The organism is Streptomyces sp. NPDC050704 (genome assembly GCF_040654355.1).
In the GTDB taxonomy this organism is placed as follows: domain Bacteria; phylum Actinomycetota; class Actinomycetes; order Streptomycetales; family Streptomycetaceae; genus Streptomyces.
Genome location: NZ_JBFAHW010000090.1, coordinates 1 through 17,050 on the forward strand (window position 1 = coordinate 1; position 17,050 = coordinate 17,050).

Genomic DNA, 17,050 nt, shown 5'->3' on the forward strand with positions numbered 1-17,050 from the left:
CGCCCCGAAGGGGCGCGGGGAACTGCGCGACCGGCCACGACGGTGCCGCAGGCGGCCGACGGCACAGCGCGGCACTTCCAGCGGAGCGCTCAGCGTCGCCGCTGCATGAAGTACGCCCCACACAACGCACCGATCGCCGCCGTGCCGAGCAGCGCCATCCACAGGGGCATCGTGACCTCGGGAATCAGCACGCGGATCTTCGTGGTGCGGGTGTTCCCGAAGATGAAGACCAGGGCGAAGACGCCGAGCACGATGACGGCGATCCGGCCGGGGGTCAGCAGACTCCTGGCGCCGGTCCCGCCGCCACTGCCGCGCTTCGAGGACTTCGAGGTCTTCGGGCTCATGCAATCAGGATGGGCTCAGGAGCGGGGGTTGCGCGCGGCGAGGGGGTTCCTCCGGGTGAGACCCGCGCCGTGACCGCCGGGGGCCCGAGGCGTCAGGCCAACGCCGGCGCGTCCAGCGTCAGCGTCGCCGTGCCCGCGCCTGCGTCCAGCTCGGCCCGCACCCCGAACGGAATCGTCAGCGCCCCTTCCCCGTGCCCGAACCCGAACTCCTCGGCGATCGGCACCCCGAGCCCGCCGAGCCGGTCGAGGACGAGGGCCCGCACCCGGTCGTACGGGTCGCACCGCTCCCAGGAGCCGAGCAGGATCCCGGCGACCCCGTCGAGCCAGCCCGCGCGCAGGAGTTGGGTGAGGTAGCGGTCCAGGCGGTACGTCTCCTCGCCGACGTCCTCGATGCAGAGCAGGCCGCCGCTCGCCGAGGTCCGGGCGTGCGGTGCGCCGAGGTCGGCGGCGAGCAGGGAGAGGCAGCCGCCGAGGAGGACGCCGCGGGCCCGGCCCGGTACCAGGGCGCGTCCGGTCGAGGTGATGGTCCGCACCGACTCAGGGTCGAAGAGCGTCGCCCGGAGGTGCTCCTGGGCCCGGGCGCTCTTGATGAAGTCGACGCCCGCGGCCATCGGGCCGTGCAGTGTCACGAGCCCCATGCGCGTCGCGAACGCCTCGTGCAGGGCCGTGATGTCGCTGAAGCCGAGGAACACCTTGGGTCCCGCGGCCCGCATCGCGTCCCAGTCGAGCAGGTCGGCCATGCGCTGCGCGCCGTACCCGCCGCGGGCGCACAGCACCGCGTCGACGGCCGGGTCGCACCAGGCCGCCTGGAGGTCGGCGGCCCGGTCGGTGTCCGAGCCCGCGAGGTAGTCGAACTCCCCGTGCCGGTCCAGGACATGGGGCGTGGCGAGGGGCTCCAGGTCCCAGCCGCGGAGGATGTCGAGCCCCGCCTGGAGCCGCTCCTCGGGCACCGGCCCGCTGGGCGCGACGACGGCGACACGGGCACCGGGGGCCAGGCGCCGGGGTCTTACGAGTTCCTTCACGCGGTGTGTTCCTTCAGGTGGTACTTCGAGTGGTACTTCGAGTGGTCTTTCAGTCGGCTCTTCACTTGGCTAGCTCCAGGGTGGGGATGCCGGGCGGATTCAGGCCGAACACCTGGGCGTACAGGGAGAGTTCGGACTCCAGGACCCGCACCATCGTGTCCGCGCGCCGGAAACCGTGGCCCTCTCCCTCGAAGGCGATGTAGGCATGCGGCACGCGCCGCGCCTGCTGCTCCATCCCGGCCAGGAAGCGCTCACACTGGGCGGGCGGGCAGATGACGTCGTCGAGGCCCTGGAGGAGCAGGAAGGGCGTGGTGACGCGGTCGGCGTGCTCGGTGGGCGAGCGCTCGGCGTACCGTCCGGGGACCTCGGCGAGCGGTCCGACCAGGGTCTCCAGGTACTGGGACTCGAAGTCGTGGGTCTCGCCCCCGGCCCAGGCCGCCAGGTCGAGGATGGGGTAGAGGATCGTCCCGCAGGCGTACACCTCGGTGCTCACCAGGGACGCGGCCGTGGTCCAGCCGCCCGCGCTGCCGCCGCGGATGGCGAGCCGGTCGCGGTCGGCCGTGCCCTCCTCGGCGAGGGCGAGCGCGACGGCCGCGCAGTCCTCGACGTCCACGACGCCCCACTGCTCGCGCAGCCGGTTGCGGTACTCGCGGCCGTACCCGGTGGATCCGCCGTAGTTGACCTCGGCGACACCGATGCCGCGCGAGGTGAAGTAGGCGATCTGCAGGTCGAGGACGAGCGGGGCGCGGTCCGTGGGACCGCCGTGCGCCCAGACGACGTACGGCGGGAGTTCGTCGCCGGGTGCGACATGGCCGGGGTGGTGCGGCGGGTAGATGTGCGCGTGGACCTCGCGCCCGGCGGGCCCGATGAAGGTGCGGATCTGCGGTTCCGGGTAGTACGCGGGGTCCACCGGGTCGCTGTGCGCGGCGCCGATGACGCGCGCCCGGCCGGTGCGGGCGTCCAGCTCGACGACCTCCCACGCGCTGCGCGGGCTGGCCGCGATGGCGGCGACTCGGCTGCCGTCGACCGCGAGGACGGGCGAGTAGTCGGTCCACGGTCCGGCCGCGTCGACGACCTCGCCGGTCTCCGGGTCGAGGATGCCGAGCGCGCTGGCGCCCCGGCCGTGCACGACGGCGATCAGCCCGCTCTCCAGCGGCGCGAACCAGCGGCGGCCGATCGTCCACAGCGGCCCGCCGAACTCCTCCTCGCGCGAGCAGAGAGGTGCGGCAGGCCCGCTGCCGGCGGCGCGGTAGAGGTTCCACCAGCCGGTGCGGTCGCTGGAGTACAGGAGGGACCCGTCGGGGGCCCAGTCGGCCTGGGCGATCGACTCCTGCGGGCCGCCCGCGGCCGGCCGGGCCCGCCGCAGCGTCCCGTCGGGAGCCACGTCGGCGACCATCAGCTCGGTCCCGTCCCACGGCATCCGCGGGTGGTCCCAGGCGAGCCAGGCGGCGCGCGTTCCGTCGGGCGAGAGCCGGGGCCCGGTGACGAACCGGTGCGGCCCGTCGGTGAGTTCGCGCACCGCGTCCCGGTCCTGGGCCGCCGAGCCGTCCAGCGGAACCGCCGCGACGACCCGCCGGACATCGGTGGGCCCGTCGCCGGTGAACTCCTCCAGTACGCACCAGACTTCGCCCCGCTCCAGGTGCAACCGCGGGTCCACCCAACGCAGTCCGCCGCCCACCGGCGACACGGGCGTCAGGGGGCGCGGCTCGCCGCCCTCGTACGCGTACAGCCGCTGGTCGGCGAAGTTGACGAAGACCACCAGCGGCCCGTCCTCGCGCATCGCCCCGGCCCAGGGCTGTCCGCCGTACTCGATGACGCGGCTGCGGACGTTCCACGGAGCGGGCAGCACCGTCTCCTCGGTGCCGTCGGCGCGGCGGCGTACCAGGGTGCGGCGGCCACCCTCGGTGGGCCGGGGCTCGATCCACCAGGCCTCGTCGCCGACGAAGCCGACGTGGTCGGGGTGCCCGTCGTGCGCGGCGGCGAGCGACGCGTCGATGGGTGAGGGCCAGGAACCGTAGGCCAGGGTCTGCACGTTGTCCCCCATTTTCCCTAGGCCGTGCGCAGAAAGCGGTCGAGCACGCGGACGCCGAAATGCAGCGCCTCGACCGGCACCCGCTCGTCCACTCCGTGGAAGAGGGCCTGGTAGTCGAAGCCCTCGGGGAGCTTCAGCGGCGTGAACCCGTATCCGGTGATGCCCAGGCGCGAGAACTGCTTGGCGTCCGTGCCGCCCGACATGCAGTACGGCACGACATACCCCTCGGGCGCGAACTCCTCCACGGCGGCGCGCATCCGCGCATACGTCGTCGAGTCCACCGGCGCCTGGAGGGCCACCTCACGGTGCTGGTACTCCCACTCCACGTCCGGTCCGGTGAGCTGGTCAAGGGTCGCGCGGAACTCGTCCTCGGCGCCGGACAGATAGCGGCCGTCCACATACGCGACGGCTTCGCCCGGAATCACGTTGATCTTGTAACCGGCGTTGAGCATGGTGGGGTTGGCGCTGTTGCGCACGGTCGCCTCGACGAGGGCGGCGGCGGGACCGAGCTTGCCGAGGAGTCCGTCGACATCGTCGAGGTCGGCCTTGATGCCGTACAGGGCGGCCATTTCGGTGAGTGCCGCACTGACCGTCGGGGTGAGCCGGACGGGCCACTCGTGGGCGCCGATCCGCGCGATCGCGGCGGCCAGCCGGGTCACGGCGTTGTCCCGGTTCACCTTGGAACCGTGGCCCGCTCTACCGCGTGCGGTGAGCTTCAGCCAGCCGGTGCCGCGCTCCCCGGCCGCGAGGGGATACAGCTCGCGCCCGGTGCCGTCGTGGAAGGTGAACGCCCCGGACTCGCTGATGCCCTCGGTGCAGCCCTCGAAGAGCCCCGGATGCCGGTCGGCGAGGAAGCCCGAACCGTCCTCGGCGCTCGCCTCCTCGTCCGCGGTGAAGGCGATGACCATGTCGCGGCGGGGGCGTACGCCGGTACGCGCCCATTGCCGTACGACCGCGAGGATCATCGCGTCCATGTTCTTCATGTCGACCGCGCCCCGGCCCCAGACGACCCCGTCGCGGATCTCCCCGGAGAACGGGTGCACGCTCCAGTCCTCCGCCTGCGCCGGTACGACGTCCAGGTGACCGTGCAGGAGCAGCGCGTCGGCGGACGGGTCGGTGCCCTCAAGTCGCGCGACGACGTTCGTACGCCCCTTGGTGCGCTCCAGCAGGGTCGGCTCCAGGCCCGCCTCGGCGAGCCGCGCGGCGGCGTACTCGGCGGCCGGCCTCTCCTGGCAGTCCCCGCCGCCGCGGTTGGTGGTGTCGATGCGGATGAGGTCGGAGGTGAACCGCACGACCTCGTCCAGCGCCTGCTCGTCGACCGGGTGCTCGTCAGCCATACGTCTCCTCCACGGCGGCCGAGACGATCGTGGTGACCGCCTTGAAAGTACGGATGCCTTCGTACATGGTCGGGCTGGTGTACGCGACCTTGCGTTCCCCCGTCCGCTCGACGCCCGGGACGACGGTGGCCGCCATCGCGAGATGTTCGGCGTCGAACTCCAGGGCCACGGTGAAGGGGCCGCCGTCCACGGGCGCGTGCCGTACCGCGAGCTGGGCCGCCTCCTTGGCCGCCGCCCGGATGTCCGACGCCGTGCGCGCCGGTGTACGGCACACGGCCGCGTACCGCGAGACATGGTCCTTGACGGCGACCTTCAGTGCCTCGGGCGCGTAGCCGAGCGCGTCCTCGCAGGCCACGTCGTCGCCGGTGACCAGGACGACGGGGACGCCGTACTCGGCGACGACGTGTGCGTTGAGCAGGCCCTCGCTGGCGCGGACGTCGTTGATCCACACGCCGGTGATCGAGTTGGCGAGGTAGGTGTGGGCGAGGACGCCCTCCATGCCCGCTCCCGCGTGGTAGCCGACGAACGCGATGCCGTCGACGTCGCCGTGCTGCACGCCCTCCACCATGGACAGCGACTTGTGCCGCCCGGTGAGCATCTGGGCCCGCTCGTCGAGCTGCTCCAGGAGCAGGTTGCGCATGGTCCAGTGGGCCTCGTTGACGAGGACCTCGTCGGCGCCGCCGTCGAGGAAGCCGAGGACGGCGGCGTTCACGTCCGAGGTGAACATCGACCGGCACCGCTCCCACTGCGGGGTGCCCGGCAGCACGTCGGCCGGCCAGGTCACGCCGGTGGCGCCCTCCATGTCGGCACTGATGAGGATCTTTACCATGCTCCAGTTGTATCGCAGTCGGGTTGAGGCCCACAGGGGCGGGCGGTCAGGTGGACGAACCCACCGAAACCTTCATTCGGCCGTCGGCGTACTCCTGGTCCACGGTGATGGTCGTGCCACCGAGACCGCGGAAGACCGGGACGCCGGGCCGGGACCGGATGGTCGTCTCCACTCCGTTCAGGTGGAAGGTGAGCGGGGCGGTGGGCCGTCGGCCGAAGGGGGCGTCGTACGACTGGAGGCGGCCCCGGATCACGGCTCCCGAGGTGTCCCGGGCGGGCTCGGCGTGTGCGTCGACCGGCAGGATCTGGCCGTGACCGCCGTTCGCCTTGGTCCTGTTGTCCCGGTACTTGGTGTTCCAGTACCAGATCAGCGCGCCGGTCTCGTAGTGCAGCCGCTCCTTGAGCCGGGGCTTCGTGGAGCGCCAACCCAGCTGGAACGGACCCGACTTGAGGTACCTGTCCTCGCCGGTGTCCTGCCGGTTCTCGACGAGGTAGTAGCGGGCGTTGCCGTCCGTGTCCGCGGGGAGCTTCACCAGCAGGGCTTCCCTGCCCTTCGTCGCGGAGTCCACCGACAGCGGGTTCAGGGTGACCGAGGCGGCGGTGGCGGCTCTCACCGTCGCATGGTCGAGCCAGCCGAGCCGCAGCTTGGCCCAGGCTCCCAAGTCGCCCGGGTGGGCCGCCAGTTGGTCCGCTTCCGAAAGAAGAGACCCCTGCGCCATGACCGACCAGAAGCCGGTGGAGTTCTCGCCGCCCGAGGTGTCGTACAGGTCGGGCAGGCCCAGGTCGTGGCCGTACTCGTGGGCGAGGGTGCCCAGGCCCCGGTTCTCGTTGGTCATCGTGTAGTCGTTGGCCCAGACGCCGGAGTCGCCGATCTCGCTGCCGCCGTCCCGGTTGCCGTTGGCCGGGCCCAGCGTGGCGGAACCGGTCTGGAGATGGCTGACTGTTCCGCGGTGGGAGCCGAGGGCGTCGGTGCCGTTGACGCCGCCCCCGTTGGCCTGCGACTCGCCCGCGAACGTGAGCATCACGCGGTCGAGGTAGCCGTCGGGCTCGTTGAAGATCCCGTCCTTGTCGTAGTCGTTGCGGTCCCATGTGTCGTACGCGGAAAGGTACTTGGCCAGTGCGGCGGCGGTCAGGCCCGCCGCGCGCCGGTTCTCGTACCACTGGTCGAGGCCGTCGGTGACGAGCTGCTTGTTGCAGTAGTACGTCGAGATGGCGAGGCCGTTCTTCCGGCAGGCGTCGGTGCCGTAGTGCGCGAGGGTGTGGTCGACGCGGGTCCAGTCGTGGACGGTGCCGGTGATCGAGTAGGCGCCGCTGGACTGGCGGCGGTAGTACGAGGCGAGGGTGTCGCCCGTGCTGTCGCCCGTACTGCCGGCGGTGCCGAAGATCTGCCGCTGGTAGTAGGCCGGGCTGTAGTCCGGGGCCCACACCGTGGAGTTGTCGGTGGTGCGGTCGGGCTCGGGGATCTCGTTGTGCGCGTAGTCGGTGAACTCCACCGGCAGCACGAAGATCCGGTCCGAGGTCCGGGCGGTCTCGGCGTACGTACCCTTCTTGTACTCGATCCGCTGCGAGGAGCCCCGGGTCTCGGGCGCCACCTCACCGGCGGCGACCTTGGCGACGGCCAGGGCGCGGGCCCGCCGGGTCCGCTCGCCCGCCGTGCCCGGCAGGTCGTGGCCGAGTGCCTCCGCGTCGGGAGCGTCCGCGTGAGCCGCGGCCCTCGGAGAGGCGGTCGCGACGGCCGCGGAGACGCCCGAGACGGGTGCGGCCAGTGCGGCGGCGGAGACGGCGACGGCGACGGCGGCCAGGGATCTTCGGTTGCGCTTGCTCAACGTGCGTCCTCACTCGGGGGCGGCACTCAGGAGAGCATGCGTGTGCGGGCGGGGCGGGTCACCGTGAGCGTGTCGCCGCATAGGGCCCTTCTGATGGATCTCCGTGGGAGAAGGAGCGGCGTTCGGTGCGTGCTCTCGGTGTGCCGGACGGAAGTCCTCGATGGGGGTCCCCCCGCGCGAGCGAAGCCGAGCGTGGGGGAGGAGCTACTAGGGCTTGTGTCCGGTGCGGCGAGTGGGGGTCCCCCCGGCCGAAGGCTGGGGGAGCGTGCCGGGCGTCGCGACGCCGCGGAGATCCATCAGAAGGGCCCTAGGTCACCCGGCCGCCCACAGGCCCCGTACGTGTCCGAGGTGGCGCGTCATGACGGCCCGTACGGTCTCCTCGTCGCGGGCGATGAGCGCGTCGAGGATCTCCAGGTGCTCGGCGGCGGACGCCTCCAGGCGGCCCGCCTTCACCAGGGCGTGCAGGCCGTAGAGGCGGGAGCGCTTGCGGAGGTCGCGGACCACCTCGACCAGGTGCTCGTTGCCGGCGAGGGCGAGGAGGCCGAGATGGAACCGCATGTCCGCCTCGACGTGCGCGATGAGGTCACCGGTCGCGGCCGCCGTGACGCTCTCCAGCGCGGCCGGGCGCAACGCCTCCAGGGCGGCGGGATCGGCGGTGGCGGCGAGCGCCGCGGTCGTGGGGATCTCGATGAGCGAGCGGATGTGGGTGTACTCGTCCAGCTGCTTCTCGGAGACGGCCGTGACCCGGAAGCCCTTGTTGGGCACGGTGTCGACCAGGCCCTCCTTGGCAAGGTCGAGCAGCGCCTCGCGTACGGGGGTTGCCGAGACGCCGAAGCGGGCGGCGAGGGTCGGTGCGGAGTACACCTCGCCCGGGCGCAGTTCACCGGCGATCAGCGCGGCACGCAGGGCGTCCGCGACGCGCTCGCGGTAGCTGGGCTTCTTGCCGCCCAGCGTGGGCAGGGCGGGGGCGCTGGGACGCTGGGCGGGCATCGAGGTCTCTCCTTGGTGTGTGCGGTTTCCACCAGGCAGGCGGTTCTAGAGGACGAAGCCGGCCGGGAAGGGGTCGCTGGGGTCGAGCAGGTACTGGGCGGTGCCGGTCACCCAGGCGCGGCCCGTGAAGCTGGGCAGTACGGCCGGGATTCCGGCGACCTCGGTGGTGCCGAGGAGCCGGCCGGTGAAGTGCGTCCCGATGAAGGACTCGTTCAGGAACTCGGTGTGCAGGGGGAGTTCGCCGCGCGCGTGCAGTTGGGCCATGCGCGCGCTGGTGCCCGTCCCGCAGGGTGAGCGGTCGAACCAGCCGGGGTGGATCGCCATCGCGTGCCGCGAGTGCCGGGCGGTCGAGCCGGGGGCGACGAGGTGCACGTGGTGGCAGCCGCGGATGGAGGGGTCCTCGGGGTGGACGGGCTCCGCCTCCGCGTTGACGGCGTCCATCAACGACAGCCCGGCGGCGAGGATGTCGTCCTTGCGCTCCCGGTCGAAGGGCAACCCGAACTGGTCGAGCGGCAGGATCGCGTAGAAGTTGCCGCCGTACGCCAGGTCGTAGGTCACCGTCCGCCCGTCGGCGAGCTCGATCTTGCGGTCGAGGCCGACGGAGAAGGACGGCACGTTCTGGAGCGTGACCGCCTTGGCGGCCCCGTCCTCCACCGCGACCTCGGCGACGACGAGGCCGGCCGGGGTGTCGAGGCGGATGGTGGTCACCGGCTCGACGACCTCCACCATGCCGGTCTCGACGAGCACGGTCGCGACCCCGATGGTCCCGTGCCCGCACATCGGGAGATAGCCCGAGACCTCGATGTAGATGACGCCGTAGTCGCAGTCGGGACGGGTGGACGGCTGGAGGATCGCACCGCTCATCGCCGAGTGCCCGCGCGGCTCGTTCATCAGCAACTGCTTGATGTCGTCGCGGTGTTCACGGAAGTACAGGCGGCGTTCGTTCATGGTCGCACCCGGGACCGTGCCGATACCGCCGGTGATCACGCGGGTCGGCATGCCCTCGGTGTGCGAGTCGACGGCGTGCAGGACTAGTTTGCTGCGCACGGTCTGCCTCTCGTCGTTCGGGTCCTCGTTCGGGGATCAGGCGAGCCCGGCGGCGACGGCCCGCTCGGTGGCCTCGCGCACCGCCTTCTCCTGCTCGGGCGGCAACGGCACACGCGGCGCCCGCACCGGACCGCCGTGCCGCCCCACGATGTCCATCGACAACTTGATGGCCTGCACGAACTCGACCTTCGAGTCCCAGCGCAGCAGCGGGTGCAGCTGCCGGTAGAGCTTCCCGGCCGTGTCCAGGTCGCCCGCGACCGCGGCACGGTAGAGGGCGACGCTCGCGGCCGGCAGCGCGTTCGGGTAACCGGCGACCCAGCCCTTGGCACCGGCGACGGCGAGTTCCAGCAGGACGTCGTCGGCGCCGATCAACAGGTCCAGTTCCGGGGCGAGTTCGGCGATGCGGTAGGCACGGCGTACGTCGCCGGAGAACTCCTTGACGCCCTGGATGTACCCCTCGCCGTGCAGCTTCGCGAGCAGTTCGGGCACGAGGTCGACCTTGGTGTCGATGGGGTTGTTGTACGCCACGATCGGCACGCCCGCCTCGGCGACCTCCGCGTAGTGGGCGAGGACGGAGCGTTCGTCGGCGCGGTAGGCGTTCGGCGGCAGCAGCATCACGGAGGCGCAGCCCGCGTCGCGCGCCTGCTCGGCCCAACGGCGGGCCTCGGCCGAGCCGTAGGCCGCGACGCCCGGCATCACCCGCTCCCCGCCGATCGCGTCGACCGCGGTCTCCACGACCTTGGCCCGCTCCTCCGGGGTCAGCACCTGGTACTCGCCGAGCGAGCCGTTCGGTACCACGCCGTCGCAGCCGTTCTCGACGAGCCACGCGCAGTGGTCGGCGTACTTGTCGTAGGCGACGGAGAGGTCGTCGTTCAGCGGGAGGGCGGTGGCGACGAGGACGCCGCGCCAGGGGCGGTGGTCGGTCATGAGGACTCCTGTCCGATCAATGGGGGTGACCAATGGGGTGTGATCAAAGAGGTCTAACTGTTCACAGGGACTCACGGGCCGGGACTCACGGGGACTCACCGGGCTCGCGCGCCAGCACGCCGAGCGGCACCGGCCGGGCGAACGGCCGTCGCGAGGGCGTCTGAGGGCATCCGGCGAGCCCCGCCACCGCGGGGCCGCACATCCGCCCCTGACACCAGCCCATCCCGGCCCGGGTCAGCAGTTTCACCGTGCGTACGTCACCCGCGCCGAGTTCGTCGACGGCCTCCCGGATCGCGGAGGCGGGCACCTCCTCGCACCGGCACACGACGGTGTCGCCGGTGACCTGCTCGGCCCAATGGGCAGGCGGGGCACAGACGCTGTCGACGGCGTCGAAGAACTCCCGCAGTCCCGTACGCACCTTGGCGGCGGACGCGTACGAACCCCTCTCAGGTGTACGGGAGTTGAGGCGTGCGGCGACGGACAGTCCCGCGATCCGGCCCTCGGCCAGCGAGAGCACCGCACCGCCGATCCCCGTGGTCTCGCCGGCGGCCCACACTCCGGGCACATCGGTGCGCTGCTCGTCGTCCACGGCGACGTTCGGCCCGTCGAGACGGCAGCCGAGTGCCTCGGCGAGGTCGGTGTGCGGGAGCATGCCGTGGCCGACGGCGAGGGTGTCGCAGGGGATGCGCCGCTCGGTGCCCGGCCTGACCCGCCCGGCACCGTCGAGAGCGGCGACGGTCACGGCTTCGAGCCGGCCGGTGCCATGTGCCGCGACGACGGTGTGGCGGAGCCGGACCCTGACCCGGTGGCGCGCCAACTCGGCGGCGTACTGGGCGCCTTCGGCCAGCTTGGCGGGATGGGCGGCGAGGGTGCGGGCGTGCCGTACCAAGGACCTGGGGTCGGCGGACTCCACCAGGGCGACGACCTCCGCCCCGGCCGAGGCCAGCCCGACGGCGACGGGCAGCAGCAGCGGCCCGGTGCCGGCCACCACGGCGGTACGTCCCGGCAGCACGAGCCCGCCCTTCAGCATGGCCTGCGCCCCGCCCGCGGTGACCACTCCGGGGAGCGTCCAGCCGGGGAACGGCAGCACCTTCTCGTACCCCCCGGTGGCGAGCAGCACGGCGTCGGCGCGGACGGCGACGGACTCCTCCTGCTCGGGGCCGAAAAGAGCATGGACGCTGAAGACGTCGGAGACCTCGGAGTGCCGCTCCACGAACCAGACATGATGATCCGTCAGGTGTGTGATGCGACCCGCGGCGACATGCGTCGCGAGGCCGTCCCGGAGTCGTTCCCAGGTGCGCCACTGGTGGTGCAGAGCCTGCGGTCGGCGGGCGCCGAGTTCCGGGGCGGGCTGACGGTAGAACTGCCCGCCCGCCTCCGCGGCGGCGTCGACCAGTGTCACCCGTACACCGCGTCCGGCGGCGGCGAGGGCGGCCGTGAGTCCGGCGGGCCCCGCGCCGACCACCGCGAGGTGCGGCCGGTCGGCCATCGGGTCAGTCATCGTGACCGGTCCCTTCCTGTGTGCGGAGCACGTCCCCGGGCTCCACCCGCACCAGACAAGCCCGTTGATTCGTACGGCCGTTGACGCTCACCAGGCAGTCGAAGCACACCCCGATGCCGCAGAAGACACCGCGCGGCTCGCCGCTCCCCCGGGTCGTACGCCAGGACGTGATGCCCGCCGACCAGAGCGCGGCGGCGACCGTCTGGCCTGGCAGGACGGTGATCTCGCGGTCGTCGAAGGTGACGGTGAAGGCGGGACCGGGCCGGGCGTCCACCAGTTCCAGCGGGGTACGGGGCGTCACAGAACCTCCTCGGGGTCCTCGGGCGACGGGGCGGGAAAGCGGTCGGGGCGGAACGGCGCCAGATCCAGATCGGGCGTCTTGTCCGCCAGCACCTGCGCGATCAAGTGGCCCGACCCGGTGGCGAGCCCGATCCCGGCGCCCTCGTGCCCGCACGCGTGGAAGAGACCCGGCACGCGCGCGTCGGGCCCGATGGCGGGCAGATGGTCGGGCATGTACGGCCGGAAGCCGAGGTAGCCCCGCATGGCCTTCACTCCTGCCAGGAAGGGGAACAGCCTGGTGGCCCCGGCCGCCAGCGCCCGCGCGACGGGCAGCGAGAAGGAGCGGTCGAAGCCGACCCGCTCCCGGCTCGACCCGATCAGTACAGGCCCCGCCGCCGTGCCCTCCACCACCGGGGAGGTCTGCAACGCCGCCGAGTCGCTGGCCACGTCGGCGACATAGTCCGCGGCGTACACCTTGTGCCGCACCCTGCGCGGCAACGGCTCCGTGACGAGGACGAAGCCCCGCCGGGGCAGCACGGGCAGGGAGATCCCGGCCAGTGCGGCCAGCTCCCCGCCCCATGTCCCGGCCGCGTTGACGACCGCGGGTGCGTGGACCTCGCCCCGGGAGGTACGCACTCCGCGCACCGCCCCGGCCGCCGTGCGCAGCACCTCCGTGACCGTCGAGCCGGTCCGCAGTGTGGCGCCGGCCGCGCGGGCGAGTCGTACGAGATGGGCGGCGGCGAGCGTCGGCATCACCTGGGCGTCCTGTGGATAGAAGACCCCGCCCGCGAGCCCCTTCGCCAAGTAGGGCTCCAGTTCGTGCAGTTGACCGGCGTCGACGGGAACAGCCTCCACTCCGGCCGAGCGCTGCCCGGCGGCGAACCCCTCCAGCGCCGCGAGCCCCTCCGGCGCGGACGCCACGACTAGGCCACCCTTGGCCTCGTACTCGACGGCTCCGGCCACCCCGGGCTCGGCGGCGATGTCGGCCCACAACCGCCCGGAGAGCAGGGCCAGTTCGAGCTCCGGCCCAGGCTCCTTGTCCGAGACGAGCAAGTTCCCCTCACCCGAACCCGTCGTACCACCGGCCACCGGCCCCCGGTCCACCAGAACAACACACAGCCCCGCCCGAGCCGCATACAGGGCACTGGCCGCCCCCACCATCCCGGCCCCGACGACCACAACATCGCAGGTCAACGGCTTGGTCATGCCAGTACTATGTCACATACCTCTGCCGCGGCCAAGGGTGCCGCTGATGAGCGTGGTGGCCTCCTCCCGTCAGGGGCACCGCGGGAGCCCCGCGCCCCGTCAGGGGCGCGGGGAACTGCGCGACCAGCCCCCACACACCCGCAGCCGACAACCCGCCCTCAAGCCCTCACACGCTCAGCTACGCCCCGCCACCAACCACTTCGACGGCAACTCGATCCGCCGACCATCGTCACCGAACTCCGTGGTGACAAGCGGCAACTCCCCACTCGCCAGCACAGCAAGCCCAGCCACCCGCAAATACTCCGGCACCGCGGCATCAGCCACCTCACCAGGAGCGATCCCGTGCCGAAAGACGGGCGCGAGCTTGGCCGGCGGCCCACCAGGCCCTTGGGCAAGCCCGCGCAGGACGGCCCCCGCGGCCTCGGCGAGCTCGACAAGGAAGGCCCGGCCACGCTCACCGACGAGCGCGGCAAGACCATCGACCAGCGGCTGCCGATCATCGGTCTCGCACTGGTGCAGAACACCCCGCATATACACATTGACGTCACCGAGCTCGGCATGCAGCCTCTCGGCCTCACTCTTCTCGGCCGCGTCGAACAGCCGGTAGGCGACCTGGCCCGCCGGGTCCGCCTGCCGGGCATGGTCGAGGGCGGCGGCCGAGAGGTCGACGCCGACGACCCGCGGATAGCGGTCGGCGAGATACCGGGTCTGGGTGCCGTTTCCGCAGCCGAGGTCGACGAAGGGCAGGCCGGGAGCCGCCAGGTGCGGCTCGAACAACGGAAGATGGACGCCGATCGTGAGCGCGGGCTCGGCGTCCCAGAACACCGCCCCCTGATCGTCGGGGGCCTCGCGCCAGAAGCCCTCCCAGGCCTCCCTGTACCGAGTCGTCACGCTCATGCCAGCTCCCCAGGATGCGACCGCGAACCGCCCAAAAGTGACGGGCAGTCCGGTTTATCGCGCCCCGGGCAAAGCGACAAGCACATGGCGCATACCTTCACTGCTCATTCCACAGCCGTACGCGGATGCACGCCCCTCGCGCCCTTCGTGCCCTTCACGCCCCCGAGCGTCAGCGGCGCGGCACGGTCATCTCGAACCACACCGTCTTGCCGGAGTTCGTACGGCTGGTGCCCCACTCGCGCGCCAGGGTGCTGACCACACGCATCCCCCGCCCGACCTCGTCGAGCGGCCCCGCGCTGAGCAGGGTGGGCAGCGTGTGGTCGTCGTCCTCCACTTCGCACAGCAGTGTGTCGCCCCGGACCAGCCGGAGCTCGATCGGGCGACTGTGCGAGTGGCGGATGGCATTGGTGACAAGCTCGCTGACCATCAACTCGGCCTGCGGAGCCAGGGAGTTGAGGCCCCACTCGTGGAGCTGCTCACGGACCACCGCGCGCGCCCTGCCCGCCTCGACCGGGCTGAGCCCGATCCGCCACTGAGCGACGTCCGCGGGCTCGATGCCGTTGAGCCGGGCCATCAGGAGCGCGACGTCGTCCTTGCGGCCGCCGCCCTGGCCCGCTTCCGCGAACGTCACAGCGAGGGCGCGGATGATGGTGTCGCAGGCGTCGTCCATGGACGCGGCGGGGTGGGCGGCGGACTCGCAGAGCGCCGCGAGGCCGACACCGATGTCCTCGCCGCGCACCTCGACCAGTCCGTCGGTGCACATCACGAGCCGGTCGCCGGGCGCCACCCGGACCCGTACGGACTCGAAGGGCACACCGCCGACGCCGATGGGCGCGCCCGTCGGCAGGTCGAGCAGATCGCTGCGGCCGTCCTCGGCGCGCACCAACACCGGTGGTATGTGGCCCGCGTTGGCGATCTGCAGCTCGCTCGCGATGGGGTCGTACACCGCGTACAGGCAGGTCGCGAGGTAGTGCTCACCGAGGCGTTGCGCCAAGTCGTCGAGATTGCGCAGGAGTTGGGCGGGCGGCAGGTCGAGAGCGGCCATGGTCTGTACGGCGGTGCGCAACTGGCCCATCATCGCGGCCGAGTTGAGGCCGTGGCCCATCACGTCGCCGACGACGAGCGCGGTCCGTGACCCGGGCAGCTTGACCGAGTCGAACCAGTCGCCGCCGACCCGCCCCAGCAACGTACCCGGCAGATAGCGGGTGGCGATGTCGCAGCCGGCCATGCGCGGCGCGATGTGCGGCAGCATGCTGTCCTGGAGGGTCTCGGCGACGCTCTCCTGGTGCGTGTACATGCGGGCGTTGTCGAGCACGAGCCCGGCGCGGGCGGCGAGTTCGGCGCCGGTGACGCGGTCCATGTCGTTGAACTCGACGCGCTCCGGGTGGCGGAGCAGGATCATGAACCCGAGCACCACGTTGCGGGCTTTCAGGGGCACGACCAGCATGGAGCGGTTGGTGATGAGGGGCCGGATGTCGCGCTTCTCGAACTGCGCGGCGATCATGTGCCCCATCTGCTCGCTGATGCGCGGCACGAGGACGGGCTCGCCGGTGGTCATGCACTGGAAGAACGGGGTGTGCGCGGGGAACGGCATGGCCTCGCCGACCGGTACGACGTCGTCCCAGCGGCCCGGCTCGTCCGTGTGCTCCAGGGCGACCCGGTGCCACATGGTGGTCGTGTCGGGCACGCCCTCGGGGAAACCCTCACCGGCGACGACCTGTTCGCGCAGATAGGTGCCGGCCACGTCGGTGAAGCGCGGCACAACGGCCTTGCTGACCTCGATGATGGTGCGGGACAGGTCGAGCGAGGTGCCGATGCGTCCGCTGACCTCGTTCAGGAACTCCAGGCGTTCGCGGACGGCGGTGTACTCCAGGTCCTCGCCCTCGTCCTGGAGGTCCTGCGGCGGCGGATCACCGGAGACGGCCGCCGCGGCCGCCCGGTCCCGGCGCGCCTTGCGTTCGGCACGACGCGGCACGCCCCAGTCGGGGGTGACGGGAACCCGGTCGTGCTGGCTGAACTCCAGGACGGGATAGCCCAGTTCGAGAACCTGCGCGACGATGCGGGCCCCCTCCCCGACACTCATGCTGGGCAGGATCTCGGGCAGCCGGCGGGCCAGCTCCTCGGCGCCGGGAAAGTCGGTGTGCAGGGCGAATCCGGGCGCGATCCGCTCCAGACCCGCACTTCCGCCGCTGCCGTTGTCGTCGTCGGGGCGGAGCCCGCCCGCGTCGGCGGCGAGCACAAGGAGCCGTTCCGGTCCTGGGCCCACCAGCGGGTACGCCCACCACAGCACGTCGATCCGGTCGCTGCCCGCCGCTGTGAGCCGCGCGCGGCCCGCCGCCGGGTAGGACAGCCGCCCGTCGAGGGAGGACTCCAGGTCGGGACCGAGTCCGTCGTACACCGCGTAGGCGCTGTAAGGCGCGCCCTCGTCGTCCTCGGGCAGGGCGCCGGAGACGGGGAGCAGATCGACGGCGGGACGCCCGACCGCCTCTTCCTTGGCGACACCGAACAGCCGCCGGGCACCCCGGCTCCAGTGCGACACCAGCCCGTCCCGCCCGACGACCACCACAGCCAGCGGAACCCGCCCGGCCACAACACCGTCACCGCCCGCGTGATGAGGAGTCGAGCCCATCCCGGTACCACGATCCATGGCCCAGGCCCCCTTCTCCCACGGTCCGCAAAGATCTGTACCGCCACAACCACGGTACGTCCGCGCCTGGTTGCCATGTGTGGCAATACGGGAATTGCCCCGGCGCACGACGGCGCCCCTTTTAGGGGCGCGGGGAACGGCGCGACCAGCCACAGACGCCCCGCACC

At 72.0% G+C, this 17,050-nt stretch carries 14 protein-coding genes; all 14 read right to left on the reverse strand.

The window, feature by feature from the left end; translation table 11 throughout:
* Nucleotides 1–89: 89 nt before the first annotated feature.
* The 14 genes from AB0I18_RS37425 to AB0I18_RS37490 all read right to left on the reverse strand — a co-directional run bounded on the left by AB0I18_RS37425 (nucleotide 90) and on the right by AB0I18_RS37490 (nucleotide 16,883).
* Nucleotides 90–344, reverse strand: coding sequence for a LapA family protein (locus AB0I18_RS37425; protein ID WP_363110159.1), 255 nt, complete (start codon nucleotides 342–344; stop codon nucleotides 90–92).
* Between the two features lie 92 nt (nucleotides 345–436).
* Entirely contained in the window at nucleotides 437–1,366 is a 930-nt protein-coding gene (locus AB0I18_RS37430) for an LD-carboxypeptidase (protein ID WP_363110160.1), read from the reverse strand.
* 61 nt (nucleotides 1,367–1,427) lie between these two features.
* Entirely contained in the window at nucleotides 1,428–3,410 is a 1,983-nt protein-coding gene (locus AB0I18_RS37435; protein WP_363110161.1) for a prolyl oligopeptidase family serine peptidase, read from the reverse strand.
* Nucleotides 3,411–3,415: 5 nt separating this feature from the next.
* A complete protein-coding gene (locus tag AB0I18_RS37440) occupies nucleotides 3,416–4,735 on the reverse strand; it encodes a M20/M25/M40 family metallo-hydrolase (RefSeq protein WP_363110162.1) in 1,320 nt (439 codons plus the stop codon).
* Complete coding sequence (locus AB0I18_RS37445) at nucleotides 4,728–5,564, reverse strand: M55 family metallopeptidase (RefSeq protein ID WP_363110163.1); 837 nt, start codon at nucleotides 5,562–5,564, stop codon at nucleotides 4,728–4,730. Before AB0I18_RS37445 ends, AB0I18_RS37440 begins: the two co-directional genes overlap by 8 nt.
* Before the next feature lie 46 nt (nucleotides 5,565–5,610).
* Complete coding sequence (locus AB0I18_RS37450; RefSeq protein WP_363110164.1) at nucleotides 5,611–7,389, reverse strand: immune inhibitor A domain-containing protein; 1,779 nt, start codon at nucleotides 7,387–7,389, stop codon at nucleotides 5,611–5,613.
* A 312-nt stretch (nucleotides 7,390–7,701) separates the two neighbouring features.
* The gene (locus tag AB0I18_RS37455; RefSeq protein WP_363110165.1) at nucleotides 7,702–8,379 is read right to left on the reverse strand and encodes a GntR family transcriptional regulator; all 678 of its coding nucleotides are present in this window, start codon (nucleotides 8,377–8,379) and stop codon (nucleotides 7,702–7,704) included.
* Nucleotides 8,380–8,424: 45 nt separating this feature from the next.
* Nucleotides 8,425–9,426: a proline racemase family protein gene (locus tag AB0I18_RS37460; RefSeq protein ID WP_363110166.1), complete on the reverse strand. Its 1,002-nt coding sequence runs from the start codon at nucleotides 9,424–9,426 to the stop codon at nucleotides 8,425–8,427.
* Between the two features lie 36 nt (nucleotides 9,427–9,462).
* Entirely contained in the window at nucleotides 9,463–10,353 is an 891-nt protein-coding gene (locus tag AB0I18_RS37465) for a dihydrodipicolinate synthase family protein (protein ID WP_363110167.1), read from the reverse strand.
* 85 nt (nucleotides 10,354–10,438) lie between these two features.
* Nucleotides 10,439–11,854 carry an FAD-dependent oxidoreductase gene (locus AB0I18_RS37470; protein WP_363110168.1) on the reverse strand — a complete coding sequence of 472 codons (1,416 nt, stop codon included), beginning with the start codon at nucleotides 11,852–11,854 and terminating at the stop codon, nucleotides 10,439–10,441.
* Nucleotides 11,847–12,155: a (2Fe-2S)-binding protein gene (locus AB0I18_RS37475; RefSeq protein ID WP_363110169.1), complete on the reverse strand. Its 309-nt coding sequence runs from the start codon at nucleotides 12,153–12,155 to the stop codon at nucleotides 11,847–11,849. Before AB0I18_RS37475 ends, AB0I18_RS37470 begins: the two co-directional genes overlap by 8 nt.
* Nucleotides 12,152–13,339, reverse strand: coding sequence for an FAD-binding oxidoreductase (locus AB0I18_RS37480; protein WP_363110170.1), 1,188 nt, complete (start codon nucleotides 13,337–13,339; stop codon nucleotides 12,152–12,154). Before AB0I18_RS37480 ends, AB0I18_RS37475 begins: the two co-directional genes overlap by 4 nt.
* A 174-nt stretch (nucleotides 13,340–13,513) precedes the next feature.
* Entirely contained in the window at nucleotides 13,514–14,236 is a 723-nt protein-coding gene (locus AB0I18_RS37485) for a class I SAM-dependent methyltransferase (RefSeq protein WP_363110171.1), read from the reverse strand.
* A gap of 169 nt (nucleotides 14,237–14,405) precedes the next feature.
* On the reverse strand, nucleotides 14,406–16,883 hold the full coding sequence (locus AB0I18_RS37490; RefSeq protein WP_363110172.1) for a SpoIIE family protein phosphatase: 2,478 nt from the start codon (nucleotides 16,881–16,883) through the stop codon (nucleotides 14,406–14,408).
* Nucleotides 16,884–17,050 lie beyond the last annotated feature (167 nt).

Coding starts and splice junctions, on each gene's coding strand:
- AB0I18_RS37425 (WP_363110159.1), bottom strand. CDS start 344: ATGAGCCCGAAGACCTCGAAGTCCTCGAAGCGCGGCAGTGGCGGCGGG.
- AB0I18_RS37435 (WP_363110161.1), bottom strand. CDS start 3,410: ATGGGGGACAACGTGCAGACCCTGGCCTACGGTTCCTGGCCCTCACCC.
- AB0I18_RS37440 (WP_363110162.1), bottom strand. CDS start 4,735: ATGGCTGACGAGCACCCGGTCGACGAGCAGGCGCTGGACGAGGTCGTG.
- AB0I18_RS37445 (WP_363110163.1), bottom strand. CDS start 5,564: ATGGTAAAGATCCTCATCAGTGCCGACATGGAGGGCGCCACCGGCGTG.
- AB0I18_RS37455 (WP_363110165.1), bottom strand. CDS start 8,379: ATGCCCGCCCAGCGTCCCAGCGCCCCCGCCCTGCCCACGCTGGGCGGC.
- AB0I18_RS37465 (WP_363110167.1), bottom strand. CDS start 10,353: ATGACCGACCACCGCCCCTGGCGCGGCGTCCTCGTCGCCACCGCCCTC.
- AB0I18_RS37470 (WP_363110168.1), bottom strand. CDS start 11,854: ATGACTGACCCGATGGCCGACCGGCCGCACCTCGCGGTGGTCGGCGCG.
- AB0I18_RS37480 (WP_363110170.1), bottom strand. CDS start 13,339: ATGACCAAGCCGTTGACCTGCGATGTTGTGGTCGTCGGGGCCGGGATG.
- AB0I18_RS37485 (WP_363110171.1), bottom strand. CDS start 14,236: ATGAGCGTGACGACTCGGTACAGGGAGGCCTGGGAGGGCTTCTGGCGC.
- AB0I18_RS37490 (WP_363110172.1), bottom strand. CDS start 16,883: ATGGATCGTGGTACCGGGATGGGCTCGACTCCTCATCACGCGGGCGGT.